Origin of the sequence: Microcystis viridis FACHB-1342 (assembly GCF_014698335.1) — a bacterium.
Classification (GTDB): domain Bacteria; phylum Cyanobacteriota; class Cyanobacteriia; order Cyanobacteriales; family Microcystaceae; genus Microcystis; species Microcystis ichthyoblabe_A.
This window is the reverse complement of sequence record NZ_JACJSV010000061.1, coordinates 1-22468: the sequence shown is the minus strand read 5'-3', so window position 1 is coordinate 22468 and position 22468 is coordinate 1. Positions and strand designations below refer to the sequence as shown.

Genomic DNA, 22468 nt, shown 5'->3' with positions numbered 1-22468 from the left:
CGTTGCTGATTTGAGATATGATACTAAATCCGTTGAGTATAGGCTACATATCAGGAAAGGCAAAAGGCAAGAGGCAAAAGGGGGGATAAATAATCAGTTTTTAATAACCAGATTTAGTATGAATCTTCTCTTGTGGGATTTTTAAAACCTAGACCCAAACTAACTTTTGGACACGATGCACAGTTGGCATTCATACCTTGATTCAGTAACGCCTTCTCAGTTATCAGTTATCAGCGATCAGTCAACAGCCCTAAATGAAACTGGCATTAACCTGATAGGAGATCAAATCTCCCTCGACAAAGAAGCTGAGGCCGTAGCGACCCGGTGTTAAATTCAAGGATAATCGATAGCTGTACTGAACCGAACCGACGACGGTGGCGACACCCTTACTATCGAATCGCACTAACTCGGTGATCACGTTGGGGTCGGTGGCGAGTTCCAAACGAAGGTTACGCGAAGTCCTGAATCTTAGTCTGTCCACACTATCCCAAACGCCGCAGCGATTAGTTTCCCCTAAATGACCGTCAACCTCGAAGCTTTTACCGGTTCTCGCGGTTCCCAGATCGATCGCTCCGCCCCATTCCCGACTCAGATCGCGTCTGGCATAAATCTCGCCGTCCATTCCAGTAATGATGTCTCTGTTCATAATTTACCTCTGGGAATTTTTCTATCTCTACAGATCAAAAACTACCGATTCCGTTTTCGCCATTCCCAGGGTGACATCGGGTTTCCCTCGCAAATTCCCTTGCGGTTCGATCGAGCTTCGGTAAAAGCCCTTTCGATTTCATTCCAGCTTGGACAGTTGCCCTTGAATCGATCGTAAGCCCAAACCATACCATCTTTTACCTGCTGCAGTTGAACTAGCTGACCGTTGGCGTACACCTCGGCCACGGTGCGCCCAAATCGATCTGTATCGATAGCATTGATAGTGACTTGGTTATTTGCCCGGTTAAGAAGCGATCGCAAGTGATCACGACTGGCGATGCCGTTTTCCTGTTTGATTTCTGGGGCATCAACACAAGCGAATCTGATTCTCTGCTCTTTTCCGTCACAATCGACCCTAATCGTGTCGCCGTCGTGTACCGAACCCCTGACCACCGTGCAAGTGCGGGTATTGGCTAAGGTTGAGGAGGGAAGGTTCTGACAGAACACCAATAGTAAGGCGATCGCTAAAAGGAAAAGGCGCTTCATGGTTTTTGGGTGCGTGACGGTGGCAAGGAAAACCAAATCGTCGGGATTGGTAATCGCCGTCTATTTTACGGTGGTGAGGATGTCAACGGCAAAATTTCCGTAAAGAGGTTGATTCCCATTGATTAATATGTCAGGTTCCCTGCCGTAAAGAATCCATAGATACTTGAGGCAATGATGATTACAGAATTAAATATCCGGTTAGAGGCTCCCGAAAAAACAACGGAAGAGATAAGGCTACGGAAGGAAGCTATCGACTGGCAATCGGCCGAGTTTAACCAGTGGATGACCAGAATCAAAGCCAGGCTAAATGCGATCGCTGGTAAGATTGAAAAATAGCGAAGATTTAAAAGGGAATCCAATCAACTCGGTCAATCCATTCTTCTGCTTCGGATGCTTCCTAAATCAGATATAATTCTTCTGCCCAGATTTCTAAATTAGCACTGGGACGCAACCATAGTAAACCCCAAATATGTCCCCCCTTATCCCAATGGTTTTTCAGGTGTCCGGGCATACTGCGACAATTATTTGGTAACTAACAACCGTTGAAATGATGCAACATAATCTAGGATTTCTGGGTCTAAAGTTCCCAGTGGTGGTGCATCGGGTTCACCTACTCGCAAAATATCGAGATTAGGATTCAATCGCAACAGAGATATTTTGAGGTCTGGGGATAAGTTTTCATCTAACAAAAACCGGATTCTCAGAAGAGTTAAAATAGTCTATAGTTACTTGCGCCATAAAAGCCCTTTTCTTAAAACCTGTCAGCTTTTTTGCCGCATCTTTCAAGCTTGATTTGATTTTTTCAGTCAGTTCAGTTACCATAGTTGAGAGTGGGAGTAACAAGTTGCTTCTCTAGTCTAGATGGTAATTCATTAATACGCAAGTCCCTTACTTGTTCGTAAGTCATCTTTCAATCTTAACTCTTGGACTATTTTATCCTATTTTGTCTAGACTTATGCAAGAGATCTAATCTTTAGGTTCTATCCCCAAGGCCCTTAACTGTTCCGCTAGGCGATCGGCTCGTTGTCGTTCCTGTTCGGCTCGTTGTCGTTCCTGTTGAGTGGATTCCTGGGAAGTTAACAACAAGTTACCTTCCCCATCCCACCAGCGAAGCCAGGGAAAGAACTGATTTTGGTATTCCCCTTGCCAAATTCCTAACTCTACCTTTAAAGGAGTAATGGGATAATGACCGCGCTGATTAGGAGTCATTTTTTGGTAACGACCATTAACTAACTGGTACATCTCGATCTGAGCCTTGTTAACTTCATAAATCCCATAAAAAGGAATTTGAATCGCTCGCTCATAGATCCAAAATTTACCCTTAACAGGCGTTTTATCCCGTTCTTCTTCACCATTACCAGAGACAAATTCTAAGGCAATAACCGGTTCAATGGTTTCTTTCCACATCACAAAGGAACGGCGAACTTGACCATCAATCGTTGTGGGGACATGGGGAACATAAAACCAATCGGGAGCAACAGCACCTTTTTCTAGGGATTCTGGATACTCTGGCAATCGCCAATAAATCCCACAATCTCGACCCAGACAGTAATTACCGTCAGGATGTAATTGTTCTAAAAGGGGTGTAATAGTATGCGTTAAAAGGTCTGCTTGGGGAGGCTCTTGATAGTTTTTCACAAAACTTCCATCTTTATCGGGGAGTTGGGTGTGGTCGGGTAAAGGGGAAGCGCAATACGCTGTGGTCGAAGGTTCCTGAATTGTGGTTGAGGGTTGTACAGTTTGGGTCATTGAACTCATCTTTAATTCCCCTATTTTTGTTATCTAGCTTTTATTCTATAACTGTTCTTCAAAACCTGCAAAAACTATGCCTGATCTCAATGCTATCCTCGGAATGACCGCTCTTCGCTCCCAGACAAAAGGCGATCCACTCATCAAAATCGCTGTTCTTGATGGACTAATTGATTTAGATATCGTCTGTTTCCAATCAGCAAATATTACCCGCCTTGATACCTATTAGTCGGAATAATTTACCATCGATCCGCAACACTTACAAGCCTTTTTAGATGTAGAAAAAAGTGGCAAAAGTGAGGAAGAAAAAGAGCATCTGTTCAAAGAAGAAATCCCCGAGGAAAACATCATCGCAAGTTTGCATTTGCGCTTCCATGCTAACCATATTATCAGCACCATTTGTGGACAGGCAGATTCACCGCTCCCCGCTCCCCGCTCCTTTATACCTTCTCAACGGAATTTAGTATAACCACTGAGGCCAGGGTTAGCTGTCGATCAAATTCAATTATAATTAACTTCTTATTCAAAATTTTAGTTAATTATGCGTTACAAACTTTTAGGTAATAGTGGTCTGCGAGTTTCCGAACTATGTCTAGGGACGATGACATTCGGGGAAGATTGGGGTTGGGGAGCGGATAAAGAGGAAAGTCGGGCGGTTTTTCAGGCTTTTGCGGAAGCGGGCGGCAATTTTCTCGATACTGCTAATATCTACACTAACGGAACCAGTGAAACATTAGTGGGGGAATTTGTCAAGGGCGATCGAGAAAAATGGGTAATCGCCACGAAATATTCTCTCAACACCCGTCCCGGGGATGTCAATGCCTGCGGAAATCATCGAAAAAACCTCTTTCAGGCGGTAGAAGCTAGTTTAAAGCGTTTAGGTACTGATTATATCGATTTACTCTGGCTTCATATTTGGGACTCTCTCACTCCTATGGAGGAAGTGATGCGTGCTTTCGATGATTTGGTCAGGATGGGAAAAGTGCTTTATATCGGCATTTCTGACAGTCCTGCTTGGATTGTCTCCCAAGCAAACACCCTGGCCACCCTACGGGGATGGACACCCTTTATCGGACTACAAATAGAATATTCTCTCAAGGAACGCACCCCCGAACGGGAATTATTGCCTATGGCCAAAGCATTAAACATCGGTGTGACAGCTTGGAGTCCCCTGGGAGGAGGAGTTTTAACGGGAAAATATAATCAACCCAACCCCGTCGATGGTCGTTTAAGCATGACCGACCAACCTTTTCAAATTCTCGATCGCGATCTGAAAATTGCCGAGACCGTCCTAGAGATTGCCAGAGAAATCGGGAAATCACCGGCACAAGTGGCGTTAAATTGGCTCAGAAATCGCCCTAACCCCATAATTCCTATCATTGGCGCTCGAAGATTGTCCCAATTGCAGGATAATCTCGCCTGTGTGGATTTTAACCTGACTGGGGAACAGCTGCAACGACTTGATAATATCAGTGCCATTTCCCTCGGTTTTCCCCAGGAACTTTTAGCCAGTCAATTTGTTCGCGATATCCTATTAGGAGGAGTAGCGGCACAATTGGACCGATGATGGAAGTCTTTGTTTATGGAACCCTGAAACCTAAAGAGAGTAACTATTCTGCCTACTGTGCAGGAAAAGTGATCAACTCTAAAACCGCCTACACAAGGGGGCATTTATACCATCTTACCGCCCTCGGTTATCCCGGACTGACCGAGGGGGATGGCTGGGTGAAGGGAATTTTATTGACTTTTAACGCAGATTATGATATTGGGCTTTTGGATAGTTTGGAAGATTATCAACCCGGCAGAGCTGCAGAAGAAAACGAGTATCAGCGTCGCAGAATCCCTATTTATAATCTAGAGCGAGAATTAATCTGCGAAGCTTGGGGATATGTGATGACACCGGCAAAAATAGCTTTTCATGGCGGTGTTTGGCTGCCTTCCGGTTGGTGGACCAGTAGCGATCGAGAATAGGGATGAGGGGGCCGATTCTGTTAAGATATACAAATTAAAAGCTTAATCGTGAAAAAATTATGTATCTACTCCTAGAAGTGGCCAGTGGCAAATTCCCCGTTTATTTCGTGGCAGTTTATGTGGTCGGTTTTCTGGCTGCTGTCACCATCGGTTCGATCGCTTGGTATAATTCTAAGCGCCCGGTTGGTTGGGAAGATGCCCAAAGACCGGATATTATCCCCGAAGTGAAGACAGATATAGATTCTGATTCTCGATCCTAGAAAAAGGCAGTTATCAGTTATCAGCTTCTCAAGGCAAGAGGCAAGGGGCAAAACACAGAATCTGGCAATTCTCCTACCTAAAAAGAAGGTTAGAAACTAAGCACATCAAAGCTTTTAGCTTAACAAATTAGGTTTTAGATTCAGACCTTGTTATCAGATGTGGGTTTTCAGTTCACTGATTACTGATTACTATTTACTGACAGAACTACCCATTCCCTTCCATCTTCCCTATTCTCCATTTTGCTATGAAACTAACAGCGATGTCCTTTAATATTCGCTACGATAAACCCGATCCTGATGAGCGTAATTGGCGAGTAAGAAGGGAAGCAGTAGCGGCTTTAATTGCTCACTATTCTCCCGATATAATTGGTACTCAGGAAGCTCGCGCTAATCAACTATTGGATCTACACCGTTTATTGCCAAAATACCAAAGTTTAGGTAGTGATCGCAGAGGGACAGGATTAGATGAACATTGTGCGATTTTGTATCAACCAAGTCGGTTAAAATGTTTAGAAATTTACGAATTTTGGCTATCAGAAACTCCCGATATTGTTGGCAGTATTACCGAAGCTTGGGGTAATCCTTATCCCCGCATGGTAACGGGGGCTAAATTTGGCACTCTTGAGGGGCAAACTTTGCAGTTTTATAACACCCATCTCGATTACTATAGCGACAAAGCTAAGGACTTAGGTGCTAAGTGCATACAGGAGCGTTTTTGTCAACTAGATTTAACAAAAGATTACCTGTTTTTAACGGGGGATTTTAATGTTAATTCTCAGCAATTACCCCGTCAGATTTTAACTCAACCTCTCCAGTCAGAAATTAAATTAAAGGACGCTTTAGCCGATTTGGAATTAGCGGAACAAATGAGCTTTAATAATTACACCGATACCCCTTATTTAGCCATCGATACCATTTATTATGATAACCGTTTGCAGTTAGATTGGGCAAAAGTCGATCCTTCCCGTTGGTTGAATCTTATTCCTTCCGATCATTATCCTGTAATTGCTGCTTTTACCTTGCCCTAAAAATAGATTATTTTTGTATTTAGCAAATATATAGAGGGTGAAAGCTTCAGCAGACTTTAGTAATTCAATGGTTAAATTTTTTCGGTGTTTTCAACAGGAAAAGACTCAAGAAGTGCTATTTTCGTGGCTATTATCGAGGCAATTCTGTTTATTTTCCTCCGGGGATTAGTTACCAATCATCTGTTTATTTGATTAATTCCACCCCATCTTTGCCGTCAATCTCCTGTAGATAAACTCTGACCTGTTCCTCGGCTGCGGTGGGGAGTTTTTTGCCAGTAAAATCCGGGTGAATTGGTAATTCCCGATGACCACGATCAACGAGGACTAATAAGCGGATTTTTTGCGGTCTGCCATACTCAATAATAGCATTAAAAGCGGAGCGAATTGTGCGACCTTTGTAGATAACATCATCAACTAAAATCACGGTTTTTCCCGTGACATCTAGGGGCATTTTGGTTTTAGCCGGAGTGCGGGTTTTAATGCGATCAAGATCGTCGCGATAGAAGGTAATATCGATCGCTCCCACGGGAACTTTTACCCCTTCTAAGCTCTCAATTTGACTAGCAATTAAATTAGCTAAAGGCACTCCTCGCGTGTAGATACCGATCAAAATCAAATTATTCAAATCGCCACTTTTTTCGATAACTTCGGAAGCTAAACGGGTAATGGTGCGACGAATTTCGTCAGCCGAGAGAATTTCAATTAACTGTGGGGTCATAATTTTCTAAGAAAAGGGGGGATAGGGGATAGGGAAATTTTTACAGCAATGGTCTTTTTTTACTTTTTCCTTTTTTCTTTTAAAACCATCTCTATCATTAAAGAATATAATTATTTTCACTTACCTATTTTAACTCGATCGCTCATGAGTGATGAATTATTGCAAAAATCTGCCCTAGAATTAGCCCAACTGATTCGCACTAAACAAATCTCCCCCCTAGAATTAACCCATTTATACCTCGACAGAATTGAGAAATTTGACTTTCAAATCGGTAGTTTTGTCCATGTCGCCGGGGAAAGCGCCCTAGCAACCGCCAGCATCCAAACAGAACAATTAAGTCAAATCACCGATACTGCCGAATTACCGCCTTTTTTTGGAGTTCCCACCGCCATTAAAGACTTAAATGCCGTCGCTGGAATGCCAGTTAGTTACGGAGTCGCCGCTTTACAGGGAAATATCGCCCAATACGACGAAGGAATCGTCACCAGAATGAAAATGGCGGGTTTTATCCTTCTGGGCAAAACTGCCACTTCCCAGTTAGGGTCCTTTCCCTACACCGAAAATCCGGGTTTTTTGCCGACTCGTAACCCCTTCAACTGCGATTATACCGCAGGAGGTTCCAGTGGTGGCGCGGCGGCGGCGGTAGCGGCGGGTTTCTGCCCGATTGCCCAGGGTTCCGATGGTGGCGGTTCCATTCGTACTCCGGCGGGTTGTTGCGGTTTGGTGGGGATAAAACCCAGTCGCGGGCGCGTTTCCTATGCCCCGGTGGGGGAATTTCAAAGCGGTATCGCCACTAACGGCACTCTTTCTAAGACGGTGGCAGATGGGGCGGCGCTGCTTACCGTGATTTCGGGCTATACGACGGGCGATCCCTACTGGCTACCCGATCCGCCCTTTTCTTTCCTAGAAGCCACTCAAAGAGGCGTAAAACCCCTTAGAATCGCTTTTGCTACTTCCATATCCCCCTTCGGCGAGGCGGCTTCCGTTTATAAAAATGCTGTCCTCGAGACGGCTAAAATTTTAGAGGGTATGGGGCATCACTTAACGGAGTATTCTCCCGATTTACAGGCTTTAATCGCTCCTTTTCGGCGTATTTGGCAAGCGGGGACGGCGGCGACGGGAATTCCCAAGGAGTTACTAAGTCCCCTTAACCAATGGTTATTAGACAATTCTGGCAGCGCGGGGGAATACCTGCAAGCGGTGCGGCAGATGCACGTTATTTCGCGGCAAATTGTGGCGATGTTTGATAATTTTGATGTCTTACTTTTGCCCATTTTCCTACATCAACCCCCCGGAATTGGTGAGTGGGAAAATTTACCACCGGAAGCAGCGGTTGATAAGATGATTCGTTGGATTGCCCCTTCCCCGATTGCTAATGCGAGTGGTTTGCCCGCGATTGCTTTACCCACAGGAGTGGATAGTCAGGGTTTACCCGTGGGAATTCAGTTAGTGGGTAAACCTGCTGATGAAATCACTTTGTTAGGTTTATCGGCACAATTAGAGGCAGCTAATCCTTTCGGTTTGATGGCTAATTTTAACTAGCAAGACTTTCGGTAAATTGGGGAATGGAAGCGATAAGTTTACGCGTGTAATCGCTTTGGGGAGAGTTGATAATTTCGTTAGCTGTACCCATTTCCTCAATTTTACCTTTATTCATCACCATAATGCGATCGCTCATAAATCTGACGACACTTAAATCGTGGGAAATAAAGATATAAGTGAGATTAAATTCCTGCTGTAATTCTTTGAGTAAATTTAAGACTTCCGCTTGTACGGAAACATCTAAAGCAGAGACAGATTCATCACAGATAATAAACTGAGGATTTAAGGCTAAAGCGCGGGCAATACACACCCTTTGTCGTTGTCCTCCCGATAATTGATGGGGATAGCGATCAAACCAATTAGGATCAAGTTTAACTCGTTCTAATAAATATTCTACTCGTTGCCGTTGCTTTTGGGAATTGCCGCCAGTATGATGAATAACCATCGGTTCTAAAATTGCTTTACCGATGGATAAACGGGGATTCAGGGAGTTGTAGGGATTCTGAAAAACTATCTGTAATTCCCGTCGCAGTAGTCTTAATTTTGGATCGCTGGGGTTTAACTTAGCGAGATTTTCTCCTCGGAAATAAATATTTCCGGAAGTAGCAGGAATTAAGCGCAGAATTGTCCTTGCTAAGGTAGATTTTCCGCAGCCCGACTCACCGACTAAACCGAGGGTTTCTCCCTGTTTAACGGCAAAACTGACCTGATCTACGGCATTAAAAAAGGTCTTTACTTGCCCGAAAACTCCCTTAACTGGAAATCTAACCGATAAATTTTCTACTGATAAAATATTCTCGTGATGTTGTAAACCTTCAATTCTGCTTTCTTCCTCCTGGAGAGTAATAAATTTAACTGCTGGTGGAGTAATTTCCTGTAAGTCAATAATCTTACCTTGAGAGTCTTTTTCCACTTGTAAAAAATCGCTGACAGTGGGCAATTTTTCGGGACGAGAGTTTAAGCGAGGACGACAGGCAAGTAAACCTTTTGTGTAGGGATGTTGGGGATAATTTAATACTTCTTCTTTTGTTCCCTGTTCGACAATTTCTCCTTGATACATCACGACAATTTGATCGGCAATTTCGTTAATAACTCCTAAATCGTGGGAGATAAAAACCATTGACATTTCTCGATCGCTTTTACACAAATCGCGTAATAATCTTAATATTTCTGCTTGGACAGTCACATCTAAAGCGGTGGTTGGTTCGTCAGCAATTAATAGAGTAGGATTACAAGAAATCGCCATGGCAATCATTACCCTTTGTAATTGTCCCCCCGATAATTCGTGAGGATAACGCTTGAGAATTGCCTCTTTTTGTTCCTGAATATAAGTTCTAATTTTTTCCCTGACATGACCCTTATTTTCTAAGGTAAAAGTTTCTATATACTTCTCCTCTAACTGTTCATCACTGGGTAATAAGCGCACTTCTTGCAGTAGAGAGATTGCTTGATTTTTTGCCTGTTCGGGGGTGACTTTTTGATGCAGTAAAATTGCTTCGGTGAGTTGAAACTCGATGTTATAGACTGGATTAAGAGAACTCATTGGTTCTTGGAAAATCATTGCCATTTCTCCCCCGCGATAATAACGAAATTCTTCCGGGGGAATAGATAATAAATCTACTACTTGCATTGACTGACCTTTTGCTGGACGAAAGCAAATTTCTCCCCGGGTAATTTTTCCCGGAGAGGGAACCAATCCCATGAGTGCGAGGGAGGTGACAGATTTTCCTGAACCCGACTCCCCCACACAACCGAGAACTTGACCTTTCTGCAAGCTAAAACTAATGTTATTAACGGCGACTGTTGTTCTTTTCTGATTGGAAAATTCAACGGTGAGATGGTGAACGTCGAGAATTTTGTTATCCATAGGTCTTTAAACAGAAAAACAGATTCGATTTACTTATAAATATAGCTTTTTCTGTTCCCAGTAGCTGGGTGCAATTAATTGGTAGATAGCTGGGGGAATCTCCCTTGCAAGGGAGAATTTTGCCAGCATTAGTGAATATTTTCGTCTCTCAGCGATCGCCATTTACCGGAGACTGGTGACTTTTTTAAAGAAAAAATTTTCTTTTCTGTCTCCCCTTTGGGATTACACTGGTAATTGAGAATAATTAGCATTTATTTTTAGCGATCGCAAGTCTTAGACAGTTTCAAAACCGTTGACTGAGGCTGACAGTAGTGCAGTTCTCACCCTTTGGCTACTTCAGTAAACTCGATGAGCTATTAAGGAATTATTATCACTCTTGAATGAAAGACCTTCATTACCTTACCTTTGGAGATAAGAAAAGCATGGACGATAAAATTAGACCTAATGCCCCAGAAAAACCAGAAAAATCGCCAAATAAAGCCCAATTTTCCCCTTGGGGTGGTACAGAGGCAGCCTCAGAACGTACTAACCCTATGGGTACTGATCTAACAGTCACCTATTCCCTCGCACAAGTGGAAATGGGAAAAACCGTCTGGTTAGTGGGATTTCAGGGGACAGGAGGGATCAATCGACTCCTAGGTATGGGATTAAACCCCGGCATTCAATTACAGGTAATTAGCTCCCAACCGAGGGGATCAGTTTTAATTGGCATTCAAGACAATCGTATCGGTATCGGGGCAGAAATGGCCGAAAAAATCCTCGTTAGTGACATTCAACCGAAAAAACTGGAACCCAAAAAAGACCTACCTGAAGTAAGAACATTTCTGCGGGAGATACCCATAGGAAAAGCGGGTAAAGTTGTCGGTTATGACCGAGCATTGCGCGGATACAAAGGAAAATTGTTATCAATGGGATTAACTCCGGGGACAGAGTTTACCGTTATTCGCGTCGCACCTTTGGGGGATCCCGTCGAGATTCGAGTGCGGGGATTTCATCTCAGTCTGCGTAAACAGGAGGCAGACACTTTAATCGTCGAAGAAATAGACCCAGAAAGCAAAATTTAATCATCTAAGCCTATTCGTCACTCAATATCCTAAATTATGGTCAAACCCATTATCGCCTTAATCGGCAATCCTAACTGTGGCAAAACTACCCTTTTTAATGCTCTCACAGGATCCAATCAACGGACCGGCAACTGGCCGGGAGTAACAGTCGATCGCAAAGAGGGACAATTTCAAGTTAACGGGGAAGATATCACCCTTGTGGATTTACCCGGAGTCTATTCCCTCGATGTGGAAGAAGGGGAGACAGGAATGGATGAATTAGTCGCTAGGGACTATCTGCTGTCAGGAGAAGCGGATTTAGTGATTAATATCGTCGATGCTTCTAATTTAGAGCGTAATCTCTACCTGACTACCCAAATCATGGAGATGCGTTTACCGATGTTGATTGCCCTGAATATGATGGATGTGGCCAAAACTAGGGGTATTGTGGTTAATCCGCAACTCTTAAGCGTTCGCATGGATGCAATTGTCGTGGCGATTAGTGCAGTTAAAGGGGAAGGAATCGGAGAATTAAAGCAAAAAATTGGGGAATTAGTCAGTAATATTAGCCATACTGCCGCTTATGTCGCTTATCCTGCGGTAATTGAGGAAGCTCTTAACGAGATTGTTGCCTACATTAACGACCATAGCAGTAAAAGGATCGTTGAGCCAAGATGGACTGCTTTAAATCTACTGCAATACGAGGATCGCATCGCCCCAGAATTGCGCTCCCAGGAACTATTAAGCATTATCGTCAAGCATAGACGACAAATACACCAAGTTTTAGGGGAAGACCTTGATATTTTAATTGCTGATACTCGTTATGGCTTTATTCAACAAGTTACCCAGGGAGCCACTCAACGGACTGGACAAATAAATGATACCATGTCTGATCGCCTCGATCGGATTGTTCTCGATCGCTGGTTAGGAATTCCGATATTTTTGGGCGTAATGTACCTAATGTTCTTGTTTACCATCAATGTTAGTGCTGCCTTTATCGATTTCTTCGATTTAACTGCCCAGACTATCTTTGTCGATGGTTTTGCCCAAGTTTTACAAACAATCCATACCCCGGGTTGGCTAATTGCTCTGCTCGCTGATGGAGCGGGGGGAGGTGTGCAAACCGTCGCCACTTTTATCCCCGTAATTGGCTTTATGTTCCTCTTTTTGTCAATTTTAGAGGATTCCGGCTATATGGCCCGGGCAGCCTTCGTCATAGACCGATTGATGCGTTTGGTGGGATTGCCGGGTAAATCCTTTGTCCCCATGCTAGTGGGATTTGGTTGCAATGTGCCGGCAATTATGGCCACCAGGACTCTGGAAAATTCCCGCGATCGTTTAATGACGATTATGATGAACCCTTTTATGTCCTGTGGGGCCAGATTACCTGTTTATGCCCTATTTGCGGCGGCTTTTTTCCCCATAGGTGGTCAAAACATCGTTTTTGGTCTTTATATCTTAGGAATTCTCGCCGCTATTTTGACGGGATTGGTGATGAAAAAAACCCTACTCAAGGGAGAAGTCAGTCACTTTATTATGGAATTGCCTCCCTATCATCTACCGCGTCTAAAAGGAGTTTTAATTCGCACTTGGGAACGTCTGCAAGCGTTTTTATGGAAAGCTGGACGAGTTATCGTTTTAATGGTGATGATTTTGGGACTACTCAACTCCCTCAGTTTTGATGGTTCTTTTGGTAATCAAGACAGCGAGCGATCGGTTTTAAGTGCCACCAGTAAAGCTGTAACTCCTATTTTCTCACCCATGGGACTAGAGCAGCAAAATTGGCCGGCAACGGTGGGCATTTTTACGGGAGTTTTTGCCAAAGAAGCGATGGTAGGCACATTAAACTCAATTTACAGCCAACTAGCAGGGGAAGATAACCCGAATAAGGGGGCAGCGGTGGCAAAATTCGACTTTTGGGGGCAAATTCACCGAGCTATTGCCACTATTCCCGCCAATTTAGCGCAATTACCCAATCAATTACTTGATCCCTTGGGTTTAAATATTGGTGATCTGCAAGATCAAAAAACGGCTGCCGAGAAGCAAGAAGTAGATTTAGGAATCTTTGGCGCAATGGTGAAAAGATTTGATGGTCAAGCGGGTGCTTTTGCTTATCTATTGTTTGTTCTGCTCTATTTTCCCTGTGTTTCGGCCACATCGGCAGTATATCGCGAAACTAATGCCGGTTGGACTGCTTTTATTGCCTTCTGGACCACAGGAATGGCCTATATTGTTGCCACTTCCTTCTATCAAATCGCCACTTTTTCTCGACATCCGGGATTTTCTCTCTTTTGGATAGTCTTGATGGGTTTAACCGTAGTCGGGGTTTTATTCACCTTAAAAAATCTCCGTCCCCGAAAAATCAACCGTCCGGCAATTTAAAAGTAGGGTGGGTTAGGCGACAAAAAGCTAGGCAACTAACAAATTATTTAGATTCGCCGTAACCCACCGCAATCAAGCAATTTTTATCAATTTTTTCGCTTATAAACCATGATTTTAACCGATATACAGGCTTATCTTGCCAAAAATCAGAAAGCATCTCTGTCTGACTTATCCACACACTTTCGGATGTCAGCGGATGCCTTAAGTCCTATGCTCGATCGCTTGCTGAAAAAGGGGCGAATTCGCCTGATTTCCCTAGAAAAATGCGGAGGATGCAGCCGTTGTTCCCCAGAATCTATGGTTTTTTACGAATGGATTGAGGGCAATTCCACAGGGACAAACAACTAAAAGTTCACTAAGCTGTTCGTAATTTAAATTGCTTGTTGAGACGAGGCAAGAGGCAAGAGGCAAGAGGCAACAGTAAAGGGATTGAGGGAGATTCGGCTAATATTAAGAATAAGCACTTTAAATGCGTCTTAGCTTACTACAGAGGTAATCTCACCATTAAGATAACTGCTGTATTAAGCTGTGCCGAATTTAAACTGCGTATTGAAAATATTAGTACAAATGCTCAAACTGCCTCTCCCTTCTCTCTTCTCCCTTACCGTCTTAACAAGTAATTTAGATAGTCAACAGCTTAGGGGGTTTTGGGTTTATTCTTTTTTTCTACGAACTGATAAGTTTCTTTCCTAATCTGTCCCCATCTCTCGGTAACAGTAAATTCTATTCTTCCATTAGGTTTAATTTTAACATCACTAATACTTACGCGATCGCCTAATCCGTAGCTATCAACATGAACAGGTTTCCCGTCATCATTAATAACAATAGCTAAATCCATAAAGTTTCCACTTCCACCAGTATTTACATTAATAATTACAACAGCGTCTTTAGCACCATCACCATTTAAGTCTCCCAGTGTGATCGTTTCTCCGAGCCACACTGAATATCCTGCTAACTGTCTTTCAATGTTTGTAAAAAACTGTCCATTATTTAATTTGATTTTATTTTCATTATTTGATTTAAATTTAACTAGTTCATCCCCAGTTAAATATTCTGCATTTTTTAGTTGTTCAATTGTTAACTCTTTAGATCCGGATAATTGCTTTTCTCTGGATTTAATTGGAATCTGAGAAATATCAGCTTCTCCAACTAAAAGAAAACCAGACCAGTCAACAGGATTATTTTTATTCTTTATCATTGTGAGCATAGCTTGTCTCAAGGCTTTTGCTTTATCCGATGTCGTCCCAAGATGTTTGTAGAACTCAATCATAAGCTCTGAAGTTGTATCGTCATATACCGACCAAAGAGAAACAACAACACTTGGAACCCCATTTGCAATAAAAGGACGTGCTAAACCAATTACTCCATCAGTTGTAATATCTCCTATTCCTGTGTTGCAAGCACTCAATACAACTAATTCTGCATTCAAATTTTTTAAATTATAGATTTCTACTTCATCAAGCAGTCCATCATCTTTTGCTGAAGGTGTTAGAGCAATGACATTCACCCCTTCTTTATATTCACTTTCCACAAAGTAACTAAGATATTCGTCTCCAAATATTCCTTTACGGCGATTTAATCTACTCGGAACTTTTCGACGGTTGACTTGTACATCTAATATTGCATGAGTAGCAAAATGAATAATTTTCGCTTGGGAAATTTGATTTAGAATATTTTTTTCTGTTGCTTGTTGTCCAATCAGTGGCTTTGTACCTAATAATTTCCCAATAGCTTTAGCTTCTTGTTCTGCATAAGGTAGATTGTCATATTCTTCTGCAATGTTAGAATTAATTAACTTTATTTTGGGTATCGCTGGATTACCAACAACTAAAATTTTATTTCCTGTTTCGGAACGCTCTTGTACTTTTTTGCGAAGAATGTCTAAGGATTGAATAGAAGGAAAAATACGAATAGTATGTTTTTCAATCAAATATCTACCATCTGTTGACTTCAAAGCAGCAAAAGGAACCCGATATAAGTCTTTCTCAGGAAAAAAGATAATATGCTTTTCTGGATTATTTGGTAAAAGTTCTTCTATTGGCTTAATCAATATCTGATAGAGTATTTGTAAGCATTCATCGTCATCTTGACAGTTTTCTTGAGTTAAGTTAGAAGGTAAGTTTCGAGTTGGTTTCCCTCTTACAGCAATAAAAGTTTCTTTAGTAAAATTTTTAAATGAAAATTGACTGTCATTGGAAGAGTGTTGACTGGCAATCTCAATTTTTGTCGATTGTTTTTGATGATCACGAGAATCGCTAATCTGAGCATTTAGAAAGGGTAAACCTCCAGCAACTACACAAATAATTATCAAGCTTGGTATAATGAAACTTTTTTTATTTGCAATAATCAAAATACCAATAAAAATAACACCAATAGTTAAAACTAGAATTACAGGAAATTCAGATGAGCGAAGAGTTTGATTATAAGCTTCATTGTAAAGATTTTCTTTTATTTGTTCTAAATTATTTAGATTCACACTCCGAGAATGGAATTTGCCATTTGGCTGAATAACATAGATAAAAAGAGTATTATTATCAATAATTGAATATTCAATCAAAGTGGCTTTCTGTTCTTTAGCGATCACTCGCAGTTTTTCTATATCATATTTAGGCTCTTGAAATTGTTTAAAGGGATCATCTTTGACAGATAATAATGAAATTAATCCGAGTGATCTTCCCCTTTCCGAAAACTCCAAAGCTTTTTCTGGTTGATTTCTCCCTACCTTGATTTTCTGTAAAAGCGAATAAAGTTCTTGATATTGGTCTGTTAAAGAACTTGCACCTCTTGGAATCAATTGGTTATTATAAGTACGATATACATATTCACTACTATTAATGAGTATTTCAATTATCTTAAGTGCTTTAAATGCCTCTTGATCGGACTCTTGTAACTTTTTTGCATTATAAAAAGATTTGCTTAATTTTATATATAGATTAATAAGGCGCAAATCTGTTTCAGAAAATTTAGATAAATAACTTGATGCTTCTTTATAATGTTGAATAGCTTTTGAATAATTTTGCATTTTATAATAGATATCTCCTAAACTTTCTGAAAGATCATCTATTTTCAACTGCATAGAAGACCTATTATTCTTATTTTCCCAATATCTGTAGTATCTTGCGTATAATAAACCTCTTTGGAGATATTCAATAGCTTGCTCATAGTTTCCAGATTCTTGAGATAACTGTGCTTTTATCTCTAACATACAAATTCGCTTTTCAATATCATTTCTTTTATATTGACATAAATCTTTTTGGGTAGTAGATTGCACAAGTTGAACAGTAGAATTTTTATGATCAGACACTTGTGCTGAAGTTGTCTTCATTCCTAAATTACCAAAATTAGAATAAGTCAATAAACCTATCAGTAAAAATAAGCGAAAAAGTAAACTTCTTAAGTATTGATGATTCATGATAACAACATTGTCGGCTAATTAATGACTAATGACTCGCTTTTTGCTTTGAATCCGTGGTGCTTCTTTTATATATTGTTCGATATCCAATATTATCTCAGAATTACTTGAATTACCTCTTTTGACTCTAATAGCTTCAGTTTGAAAGGCGATAATTTCCCTAAGAACTTTAGACTTATCTTCCCCTTTTTTAAGGGTAATTAGCAAATTATCTTCATTGCAATTATCACTATTATTTTTTGTTTTGCTAATACAAAATACTGGATAATTATTCAAAGAACCGCCAGTAATGTATTTGAAAAAGTCGCCATGTTTTTCGTTAAAAACTTGCAATCTTCTGGCAACTGCTTGACATCGTTCTACAGGAGACCATTTATCTCCAAATGATTTATCTTCCCATGTAAAAAAAGGAATATCAACCTTATCCGTTGTTATAAGTGTAGTTGGTAATGTTTTTCCATCTATGGCGTGATAAGGATCACACCAAAATGAGTATTTACTCCTTTGTTCTTCTCTACTTTCCTCTGGTGGTTGAGTTTTTTTATATTCAGTTAAAGAATTAATAACTAGAGCGACACCTGGCAATATTGCAGCAATCCCTCCGGTGAACATTATTTTCCAAAAATCAGCTTTTTTCTCGCTCATCGTTCTATCATCAAGAAAAGCAACACTTAGTCAATTTTAACATATAGTCATTTCAATTAAGATTGAGAATATCAATACCAGATTTCATAAGGGTTTTATCGGTCTAGATTGTATCAGACCTATCTGAAATGACTACATCTACGAAAACAGTGTATTTGTATGAACGAACTCGGTCGAAAGCAATCAAGCAATTTTTATCAATTTTTTCGCTTATAAACCATGATTTTAACCGATATACAGGCTTATATTGCCAAAAATCAGAAAGCATCTCTGGCTGACTTATCCACACACTTTCGGATGTCAGCGGATGCCTTAAGTCCTATGCTCGATCGCTTGCTGAAAAAAGGGCGAATTCGCCTGATTTCCCTAGAAAAATGCGGAGGATGCAGCCGTTGTTCCCCGGAATCTATGGCTTTTTACGAATGGATTGAGGGCAATTCCACAGGGACAAACAGATAAAAGTTTAATACTACAGAAGTGATCTAACTATTAAGATAACTGCTGTATTACCAGTCGCTTTCAACTGGGATAGTTAATTTCTGGCGAGGAACCAAAGTCACTCAACCGCAGAACCTCAAGGTTGTATAATCTTTAAGAGTTATTAAGCTTTGTATCAGTTTGCCCGGCATCATTTAATGAATATACTTTTGCTGACATCATCTTTAGGTTTACTCCTAGCGATCGCTATCGTCGTCTATTTTGTTTCCTCTCGCAAGTACCAATCGTCGGACTCGGTGGCCAATTCCTACGACCAATGGACCGAGGACGGGATTTTAGAATATTATTGGGGCGAACACATCCATTTAGGTCACTACGGTTCACCACCAGAAAAAAAAGACTTTCTAGCGGCAAAAGCCGACTTTGTGGCGGAAATGGTCTCTTGGGGAGGTTTGGATAAACTACCCGCCGGTGCAACTCTCCTCGATGTCGGTTGTGGTATTGGTGGCAGCAGTCGCATTCTGGCCCGCGACTACGGATTTACCGTTACCGGTGTCACCATTAGTCCCAAACAAGTGGCACGGGCCAAAGAACTAACACCCCCAGATGTAAATGCTCGCTTTTTGGTCGATGATGCCATGGCCCTTTCTTTTCCCGACGAGAGTTTTGATGTGGTCTGGTCAATCGAAGCCGGTCCCCATATGCCGGACAAAGCCGTTTTTGCACAGGAATTACTGCGAGTTCTTAAGCCGGGGGGAGTCCTAGTGGTAGCGGACTGGAATCAGCGAGATGACCGTCAAAAACCGCTCAATTTCTGGGAAAGTCCTGTAATGCGCCAACTTTTGGATCAGTGGTCCCACCCCGCTTTTGCCAGTATCGAAGGTTTTGCCGAACAGTTAGCGGCCACAGGATTGGTAGATGGGGAAGTGATGACTGCTGACTGGACAAAAGCCACTCTACCCTCTTGGATTGATACCATTTGGCAGGGGGTGATTCGTCCCCAAGGTTGGTGGCAATTTGGTCTAACTGGGTTGCTTAAATCTGTCCGAGAAGTGCCGACAATTCTGCTGATGCGTTTGGCCTTTGGTACGGGTTTATGTCGTTTTGGGATGTTCCGCGCTGTTCGCGCTCAATCCCATCTGCAAGTAAGTCAGCAAGAGTCTCTTACCTCAGTTATCTAGCTGGTTATAATTAAATTGAAGATAAATCCCCCCTTGATCCCCCTTGATAAGGGGGGTGTCTGATAATTTTTAACACCTACCTACTTAAATTAATCTTTAATATTTAATTAATCTCTGAAAGATTAATAAGGTACGGTTCTAAACTCCACGCAATTATTACTAGGATTATAGAGAGTGTAAACTGCTTTATTTAATTCTTTACCAACGCTACCAACCCCAATTAAACGCTTATCTTGAATCGTCAAAGTTTGACTTGGTTGCCGTTTATCTAAAGTAGTAACAGTGCTGGTTAAATTAGCGGACTGTAAAGAATAATCAAAAACTTTTCCCGCACGACCACAAAATAGATTATTAACTCCCACCCGTTGCAGTCGATCTAAAATTTGCCATGGGGGAGTATCGGGGGTTAATTCTTCACTAACACTGACACTACTGCCATGAATTAATAAACAATCCAACTCGACAAAACCAAAATCGAGATTTCGTAACCATTGCACTGTTTCTAAAGAAACTGCGTCCCAGAGTTGTTTAGTGCTGTCAATTCCATATTTATCGATTAATTCCGTCGGTTCTCCTGTGGCTCCTAAACTGTGTAAAATTAGACATTGTTCTTCCCACCATCCCCGACAAACCTGCGGATATAAGTTATTTTTAGTAGGATAACGTATTTGTTCTACTAGCATTTCACTATCGGGATTAACACCGATAAAATCTCCTAAAATATATAAATTTTCTACAGTAACTGACCGTTGCTGAAGATCTTCCAATACCGCTTGATAGGCTGGTAAATTGCCTTGAATACCGCTTAAAATCGCCCACATAATTTCTTGATTTATCACAAATTAACGTTCGCAAACATGAGTCGGATCATCGGCTTTTTCCGCATATTCTAGACCCTTAGCCAATCGCCAAGCGAAAATAGGAGGTAAACCCGATGCTAAAATAGCCTGACAGGTTTCCTGATAGTTATAGGCCACTTCTCGCAGTTGTACCGCTGCCGTTTCTCGATCGTAAATCACATAGGTGGCATTTGGACGACCGTGACGCGGTTCTCCCACCGATCCCACGTTGATGATACGTTTAACCGGTGTGGTAAATTGCCGCGACTGTTCCCCATCGGGTTGATACACTTTTATTTGCAAGCTTCCCGCGTCGAGAGTGCGAATGTAGGGGATGTGGGTATGTCCACAGAATAAAACCTCTGTATCTACCGATAAAACCCGTTCTAAAGCCGTAAAAGCGTCCATTTCGGCTAAAAGGTACTCATGGTTACTTTGGGGACTACCATGGACAAAACAGAGGTGATCTAGCTTAAAAATTTCGGGCAGTTTTGACAAATAATTACGGTTTTCTGGGGTGATTATTTGATTTGTCCACTCATGAGCTAATCTACCGCGTTTTTCTGCTAAAAGCGACGGATAACTGCACTCACAGGCATTTAATCCCTCAACGATATCCTCATCCCAACACCCTTGTACTGTAGTAATCCCCAGTTGACGGATTTTTTCCACCACTTGGTTAGGATGGGGTCCATACCCAACCAAATCCCCTAAACAGTAGATTTCTTGACAACCCTGTTGGTCTAAATCTTGCAAAACAGCATTAAAAGCGGGCATATTGCCATGAATACAGGATAAAACGGCTATTTTCATCAGATTAACTCCATTTCTGGCTCTAAAGATTCTTGAAATTGTTGTTGATAATAAAAAAGTGCCTCATCGGACAGACAACAATCACTCAGGGTATCGGCAATTGTCGGTTTATCGAGATTGCGACCGACGATTTCAATCCCACTAAAGCGATTCGGTCTCCCATCGAGATTTAAGGGGAAATTTAAGCTTTGAAAGTCTTTTTCTGGCCATTCATCCATAAATTCCCCATAAATACACTGACCATCAATGATATCGAAGATACTTTTAACCCGCAGCACTTCCCCATAGGCCCCTTGGGTTAATTCTGTCCAAAAGGTGGTTAAACTGGAAAAATCGAGGATTTCTCCCGTTAAAACGGCTCTATAAATCTGTATTTCCCGTTTTTTTAACCATTGATCACCTTTTATGGTTGTTTTGACGGGACTGATGACCATTTCATCGACGGGAACTTGTCCTTCGGGGATTTCTTCGTCTGGAGACGTAATCGCTACCCGATGACAATTGAGGGGTTTTAGAAAGCTTTCGAGGGATTGCGTGTCTAAATGCCATGGTACTTCCATATAGATCGTGTTTTCCATGGATAAACTGCTCAAAAGGTCTTCTTCTTCCCTAGAAATAGAGGACAACTGGGGAAAGTCACTCTGTAAAGTGAGATGATCAATGGGAAAAGTTTCCGTCTGGGGACTAAAATATAGACTTGGCTGCTTGCTTTGGGCGATTTGTTGGCGAATCCAATGGGTTTTTCCCGCAGCTATACCCCCCGTCACCACGATAATCATTTTGCTCCTTCTTTATTGTGGTAATGATAATCATTCTAGCATAAGTCAGATTGGGGCAAGTAATCTTCCTTAAACCAATCCTCTAGACTTAGTAAGGTTATTTTGGGAAAAATTGGCGGTTTCTTGGGATATTAATCATGGTTATGGCTCTTTTCTCTAGGATACCATTGGCTTTGTCCATCGGGTAAATCAACTAAGATAATTCCCCTCGTTTTTAATTGTTCCCTTAATCGATCGCCGCTTCCGTAAAGTGCAAGGGTTTGCGATAATGAACTTAGAGAACAAAGAGATGTAAAACCATGGGATCGAGGGTTCGTTAAATTTTAAAGTTTTTATCCATAAATTATTCATAAGTAGCTGGTTATAATTAAATTAAAAATGGATTTTAGGTTCGATCCCCCCTGCCCCCCTTGATAAGGGGGGTGCCGATCCCCCCTGCCCCCCTTGATAAGGGGGGTGCCGATAGGCGGGGGGATCCCCCCTTTAATCCCCCCTTAATAAGCTATCCATTAGTCACATCTTTCTTAACATAAAATTTGACAAAAAGAGAAAAGTGTGCAAGATGGCTCAAGGGGGTTCTATGGGGGGACTAATTTGATGAGATAGTTTC

At 41.5% G+C, this 22468-nt stretch carries 24 protein-coding genes; 12 read left to right on the top strand and 12 right to left on the bottom strand.

What is annotated here, in order from left to right:
* Positions 1–250: 250 nt before the first annotated feature.
* Together H6G40_RS17640 and H6G40_RS17635 are read right to left on the bottom strand one after the other, a co-directional pair.
* Positions 251–646 (bottom strand): hypothetical protein, encoded by a 396-nt coding sequence (locus H6G40_RS17640; RefSeq protein WP_002738236.1) that lies wholly within the window; start codon positions 644–646, stop codon positions 251–253.
* Between the two features lie 41 nt (positions 647–687).
* Positions 688–1191, bottom strand: a complete 504-nt coding sequence (locus tag H6G40_RS17635) for a thermonuclease family protein (protein ID WP_069475351.1) — start codon at positions 1189–1191, stop codon at positions 688–690.
* Positions 1192–1365: 174 nt separating this feature from the next.
* Here H6G40_RS17635 and H6G40_RS17630 point away from each other — a divergent pair, with 174 nt between their 5' ends.
* Complete coding sequence (locus H6G40_RS17630) at positions 1366–1527, top strand: hypothetical protein (RefSeq protein ID WP_176721681.1); 162 nt, start codon at positions 1366–1368, stop codon at positions 1525–1527.
* Between the two features lie 185 nt (positions 1528–1712).
* Here H6G40_RS17630 and H6G40_RS22915 read toward each other — a convergent pair whose 3' ends face one another.
* The 3 genes from H6G40_RS22915 to H6G40_RS17615 all read right to left on the bottom strand — a co-directional run bounded on the left by H6G40_RS22915 (position 1713) and on the right by H6G40_RS17615 (position 2949).
* Entirely contained in the window at positions 1713–1880 is a 168-nt protein-coding gene (locus H6G40_RS22915; protein WP_002737266.1) for a DUF5615 family PIN-like protein, read from the bottom strand.
* The gene (locus tag H6G40_RS17620; protein WP_002736704.1) at positions 1870–2013 is read right to left on the bottom strand and encodes a hypothetical protein; all 144 of its coding nucleotides are present in this window, start codon (positions 2011–2013) and stop codon (positions 1870–1872) included. The genes H6G40_RS22915 and H6G40_RS17620 overlap by 11 nt, the downstream gene beginning before the upstream one ends.
* 144 nt (positions 2014–2157) lie before the next feature.
* Positions 2158–2949 carry a Uma2 family endonuclease gene (locus tag H6G40_RS17615; RefSeq protein WP_002735258.1) on the bottom strand — a complete coding sequence of 264 codons (792 nt, stop codon included), beginning with the start codon at positions 2947–2949 and terminating at the stop codon, positions 2158–2160.
* A 67-nt stretch (positions 2950–3016) separates the two neighbouring features.
* On the opposite strand from H6G40_RS17615, the gene H6G40_RS17610 reads away from it, so the two are divergent.
* From H6G40_RS17610 to H6G40_RS17590, 5 genes are all read left to right on the top strand, one after another.
* Positions 3017–3169: an anacyclamide synthesis AcyG domain protein gene (locus H6G40_RS17610; protein ID WP_069475352.1), complete on the top strand. Its 153-nt coding sequence runs from the start codon at positions 3017–3019 to the stop codon at positions 3167–3169.
* 312 nt (positions 3170–3481) lie between these two features.
* Positions 3482–4507, top strand: a complete 1026-nt coding sequence (locus H6G40_RS17605) for an aldo/keto reductase (RefSeq protein ID WP_002742186.1) — start codon at positions 3482–3484, stop codon at positions 4505–4507.
* Complete coding sequence (locus H6G40_RS17600) at positions 4504–4911, top strand: gamma-glutamylcyclotransferase family protein (RefSeq protein WP_069475353.1); 408 nt, start codon at positions 4504–4506, stop codon at positions 4909–4911. Before H6G40_RS17605 ends, H6G40_RS17600 begins: the two co-directional genes overlap by 4 nt.
* A gap of 59 nt (positions 4912–4970) precedes the next feature.
* Positions 4971–5171, top strand: coding sequence for a photosystem II assembly protein Psb35 (gene psb35 / locus H6G40_RS17595; RefSeq protein ID WP_002737145.1), 201 nt, complete (start codon positions 4971–4973; stop codon positions 5169–5171).
* A gap of 245 nt (positions 5172–5416) precedes the next feature.
* The gene (locus H6G40_RS17590) at positions 5417–6199 is read left to right on the top strand and encodes an endonuclease/exonuclease/phosphatase family protein (protein WP_069475354.1); all 783 of its coding nucleotides are present in this window, start codon (positions 5417–5419) and stop codon (positions 6197–6199) included.
* A 184-nt stretch (positions 6200–6383) separates the two neighbouring features.
* Here the strand turns inward: H6G40_RS17590 and pyrR are convergent, their stop codons facing one another.
* The gene (gene pyrR, locus H6G40_RS17585) at positions 6384–6917 is read right to left on the bottom strand and encodes a bifunctional pyr operon transcriptional regulator/uracil phosphoribosyltransferase PyrR (RefSeq protein ID WP_002736112.1); all 534 of its coding nucleotides are present in this window, start codon (positions 6915–6917) and stop codon (positions 6384–6386) included.
* A gap of 144 nt (positions 6918–7061) precedes the next feature.
* Here pyrR and H6G40_RS17580 point away from each other — a divergent pair, with 144 nt between their 5' ends.
* Positions 7062–8459: an amidase gene (locus H6G40_RS17580; RefSeq protein WP_069475367.1), complete on the top strand. Its 1398-nt coding sequence runs from the start codon at positions 7062–7064 to the stop codon at positions 8457–8459.
* Here the strand turns inward: H6G40_RS17580 and H6G40_RS17575 are convergent.
* Positions 8452–10326: an ABC transporter ATP-binding protein gene (locus H6G40_RS17575; protein WP_190538071.1), complete on the bottom strand. Its 1875-nt coding sequence runs from the start codon at positions 10324–10326 to the stop codon at positions 8452–8454. The two genes, H6G40_RS17580 and H6G40_RS17575, sit on opposite strands and share 8 nt — an antisense overlap.
* 422 nt (positions 10327–10748) lie before the next feature.
* On the opposite strand from H6G40_RS17575, the gene H6G40_RS17570 reads away from it, so the two are divergent.
* From H6G40_RS17570 to H6G40_RS17560, 3 genes are all read left to right on the top strand, one after another.
* The gene (locus H6G40_RS17570; protein WP_190538070.1) at positions 10749–11390 is read left to right on the top strand and encodes a FeoA family protein; all 642 of its coding nucleotides are present in this window, start codon (positions 10749–10751) and stop codon (positions 11388–11390) included.
* A gap of 36 nt (positions 11391–11426) precedes the next feature.
* Entirely contained in the window at positions 11427–13751 is a 2325-nt protein-coding gene (feoB, locus tag H6G40_RS17565; RefSeq protein WP_190538068.1) for a Fe(2+) transporter permease subunit FeoB, read from the top strand.
* 108 nt (positions 13752–13859) lie between these two features.
* Complete coding sequence (locus H6G40_RS17560; RefSeq protein WP_069475358.1) at positions 13860–14099, top strand: FeoC-like transcriptional regulator; 240 nt, start codon at positions 13860–13862, stop codon at positions 14097–14099.
* A 289-nt stretch (positions 14100–14388) separates the two neighbouring features.
* On the opposite strand, the gene H6G40_RS17555 is transcribed toward H6G40_RS17560, so the two are convergent.
* Both H6G40_RS17555 and H6G40_RS17550 read right to left on the bottom strand, forming a co-directional pair.
* Positions 14389–17163 carry a CHAT domain-containing protein gene (locus H6G40_RS17555; RefSeq protein ID WP_069475359.1) on the bottom strand — a complete coding sequence of 925 codons (2775 nt, stop codon included), beginning with the start codon at positions 17161–17163 and terminating at the stop codon, positions 14389–14391.
* Between the two features lie 21 nt (positions 17164–17184).
* Positions 17185–17808 carry a COP23 domain-containing protein gene (locus H6G40_RS17550; protein WP_069475360.1) on the bottom strand — a complete coding sequence of 208 codons (624 nt, stop codon included), beginning with the start codon at positions 17806–17808 and terminating at the stop codon, positions 17185–17187.
* Positions 17809–18027: 219 nt separating this feature from the next.
* On the opposite strand from H6G40_RS17550, the gene H6G40_RS17545 reads away from it, so the two are divergent.
* Complete coding sequence (locus H6G40_RS17545) at positions 18028–18267, top strand: FeoC-like transcriptional regulator (protein WP_069475361.1); 240 nt, start codon at positions 18028–18030, stop codon at positions 18265–18267.
* A gap of 176 nt (positions 18268–18443) precedes the next feature.
* Positions 18444–19427, top strand: coding sequence for a methyltransferase domain-containing protein (locus tag H6G40_RS17540; RefSeq protein WP_069475362.1), 984 nt, complete (start codon positions 18444–18446; stop codon positions 19425–19427).
* Between the two features lie 122 nt (positions 19428–19549).
* Here H6G40_RS17540 and H6G40_RS17535 read toward each other — a convergent pair whose 3' ends face one another.
* Genes H6G40_RS17535 through H6G40_RS17525 form a run of 3 tightly spaced genes read right to left on the bottom strand, consistent with a single transcriptional unit; the run spans position 19550 to position 21858 of the window.
* On the bottom strand, positions 19550–20248 hold the full coding sequence (locus tag H6G40_RS17535) for a metallophosphoesterase family protein (protein WP_069475363.1): 699 nt from the start codon (positions 20246–20248) through the stop codon (positions 19550–19552).
* Positions 20249–20269: 21 nt separating this feature from the next.
* Positions 20270–21079 carry a metallophosphoesterase family protein gene (locus H6G40_RS17530; protein WP_002742233.1) on the bottom strand — a complete coding sequence of 270 codons (810 nt, stop codon included), beginning with the start codon at positions 21077–21079 and terminating at the stop codon, positions 20270–20272.
* The gene (locus H6G40_RS17525) at positions 21079–21858 is read right to left on the bottom strand and encodes a hypothetical protein (RefSeq protein WP_002737070.1); all 780 of its coding nucleotides are present in this window, start codon (positions 21856–21858) and stop codon (positions 21079–21081) included. Before H6G40_RS17525 ends, H6G40_RS17530 begins: the two co-directional genes overlap by 1 nt.
* Positions 21859–22468: the final 610 nt, after the last annotated feature.

What these genes read in the sequence shown, in the direction of transcription:
- H6G40_RS17560 (WP_069475358.1), top strand. Translation starts at nt 13,860, where the DNA reads ATGATTTTAACCGATATACAGGCTTATCTTGCCAAAAATCAGAAAGCA.
- H6G40_RS17605 (WP_002742186.1), top strand. Translation starts at nt 3,482, where the DNA reads ATGCGTTACAAACTTTTAGGTAATAGTGGTCTGCGAGTTTCCGAACTA.
- H6G40_RS17545 (WP_069475361.1), top strand. Translation starts at nt 18,028, where the DNA reads ATGATTTTAACCGATATACAGGCTTATATTGCCAAAAATCAGAAAGCA.
- psb35 (WP_002737145.1), top strand. Translation starts at nt 4,971, where the DNA reads ATGTATCTACTCCTAGAAGTGGCCAGTGGCAAATTCCCCGTTTATTTC.
- H6G40_RS17635 (WP_069475351.1), bottom strand. Translation starts at nt 1,191, where the DNA reads ATGAAGCGCCTTTTCCTTTTAGCGATCGCCTTACTATTGGTGTTCTGT.
- H6G40_RS17525 (WP_002737070.1), bottom strand. Translation starts at nt 21,858, where the DNA reads ATGATTATCGTGGTGACGGGGGGTATAGCTGCGGGAAAAACCCATTGG.
- H6G40_RS17580 (WP_069475367.1), top strand. Translation starts at nt 7,062, where the DNA reads ATGAGTGATGAATTATTGCAAAAATCTGCCCTAGAATTAGCCCAACTG.
- H6G40_RS17590 (WP_069475354.1), top strand. Translation starts at nt 5,417, where the DNA reads ATGAAACTAACAGCGATGTCCTTTAATATTCGCTACGATAAACCCGAT.
- H6G40_RS17615 (WP_002735258.1), bottom strand. Translation starts at nt 2,949, where the DNA reads ATGAGTTCAATGACCCAAACTGTACAACCCTCAACCACAATTCAGGAA.
- pyrR (WP_002736112.1), bottom strand. Translation starts at nt 6,917, where the DNA reads ATGACCCCACAGTTAATTGAAATTCTCTCGGCTGACGAAATTCGTCGC.
- H6G40_RS17555 (WP_069475359.1), bottom strand. Translation starts at nt 17,163, where the DNA reads ATGAATCATCAATACTTAAGAAGTTTACTTTTTCGCTTATTTTTACTG.
- H6G40_RS17530 (WP_002742233.1), bottom strand. Translation starts at nt 21,079, where the DNA reads ATGAAAATAGCCGTTTTATCCTGTATTCATGGCAATATGCCCGCTTTT.
- H6G40_RS17610 (WP_069475352.1), top strand. Translation starts at nt 3,017, where the DNA reads ATGCCTGATCTCAATGCTATCCTCGGAATGACCGCTCTTCGCTCCCAG.
- H6G40_RS17570 (WP_190538070.1), top strand. Translation starts at nt 10,749, where the DNA reads ATGGACGATAAAATTAGACCTAATGCCCCAGAAAAACCAGAAAAATCG.
- H6G40_RS17535 (WP_069475363.1), bottom strand. Translation starts at nt 20,248, where the DNA reads ATGTGGGCGATTTTAAGCGGTATTCAAGGCAATTTACCAGCCTATCAA.
- H6G40_RS17640 (WP_002738236.1), bottom strand. Translation starts at nt 646, where the DNA reads ATGAACAGAGACATCATTACTGGAATGGACGGCGAGATTTATGCCAGA.
- H6G40_RS17630 (WP_176721681.1), top strand. Translation starts at nt 1,366, where the DNA reads ATGATTACAGAATTAAATATCCGGTTAGAGGCTCCCGAAAAAACAACG.
- feoB (WP_190538068.1), top strand. Translation starts at nt 11,427, where the DNA reads ATGGTCAAACCCATTATCGCCTTAATCGGCAATCCTAACTGTGGCAAA.
- H6G40_RS17600 (WP_069475353.1), top strand. Translation starts at nt 4,504, where the DNA reads ATGATGGAAGTCTTTGTTTATGGAACCCTGAAACCTAAAGAGAGTAAC.
- H6G40_RS17575 (WP_190538071.1), bottom strand. Translation starts at nt 10,326, where the DNA reads ATGGATAACAAAATTCTCGACGTTCACCATCTCACCGTTGAATTTTCC.
- H6G40_RS17620 (WP_002736704.1), bottom strand. Translation starts at nt 2,013, where the DNA reads ATGGTAACTGAACTGACTGAAAAAATCAAATCAAGCTTGAAAGATGCG.
- H6G40_RS17550 (WP_069475360.1), bottom strand. Translation starts at nt 17,808, where the DNA reads ATGAGCGAGAAAAAAGCTGATTTTTGGAAAATAATGTTCACCGGAGGG.
- H6G40_RS17540 (WP_069475362.1), top strand. Translation starts at nt 18,444, where the DNA reads ATGAATATACTTTTGCTGACATCATCTTTAGGTTTACTCCTAGCGATC.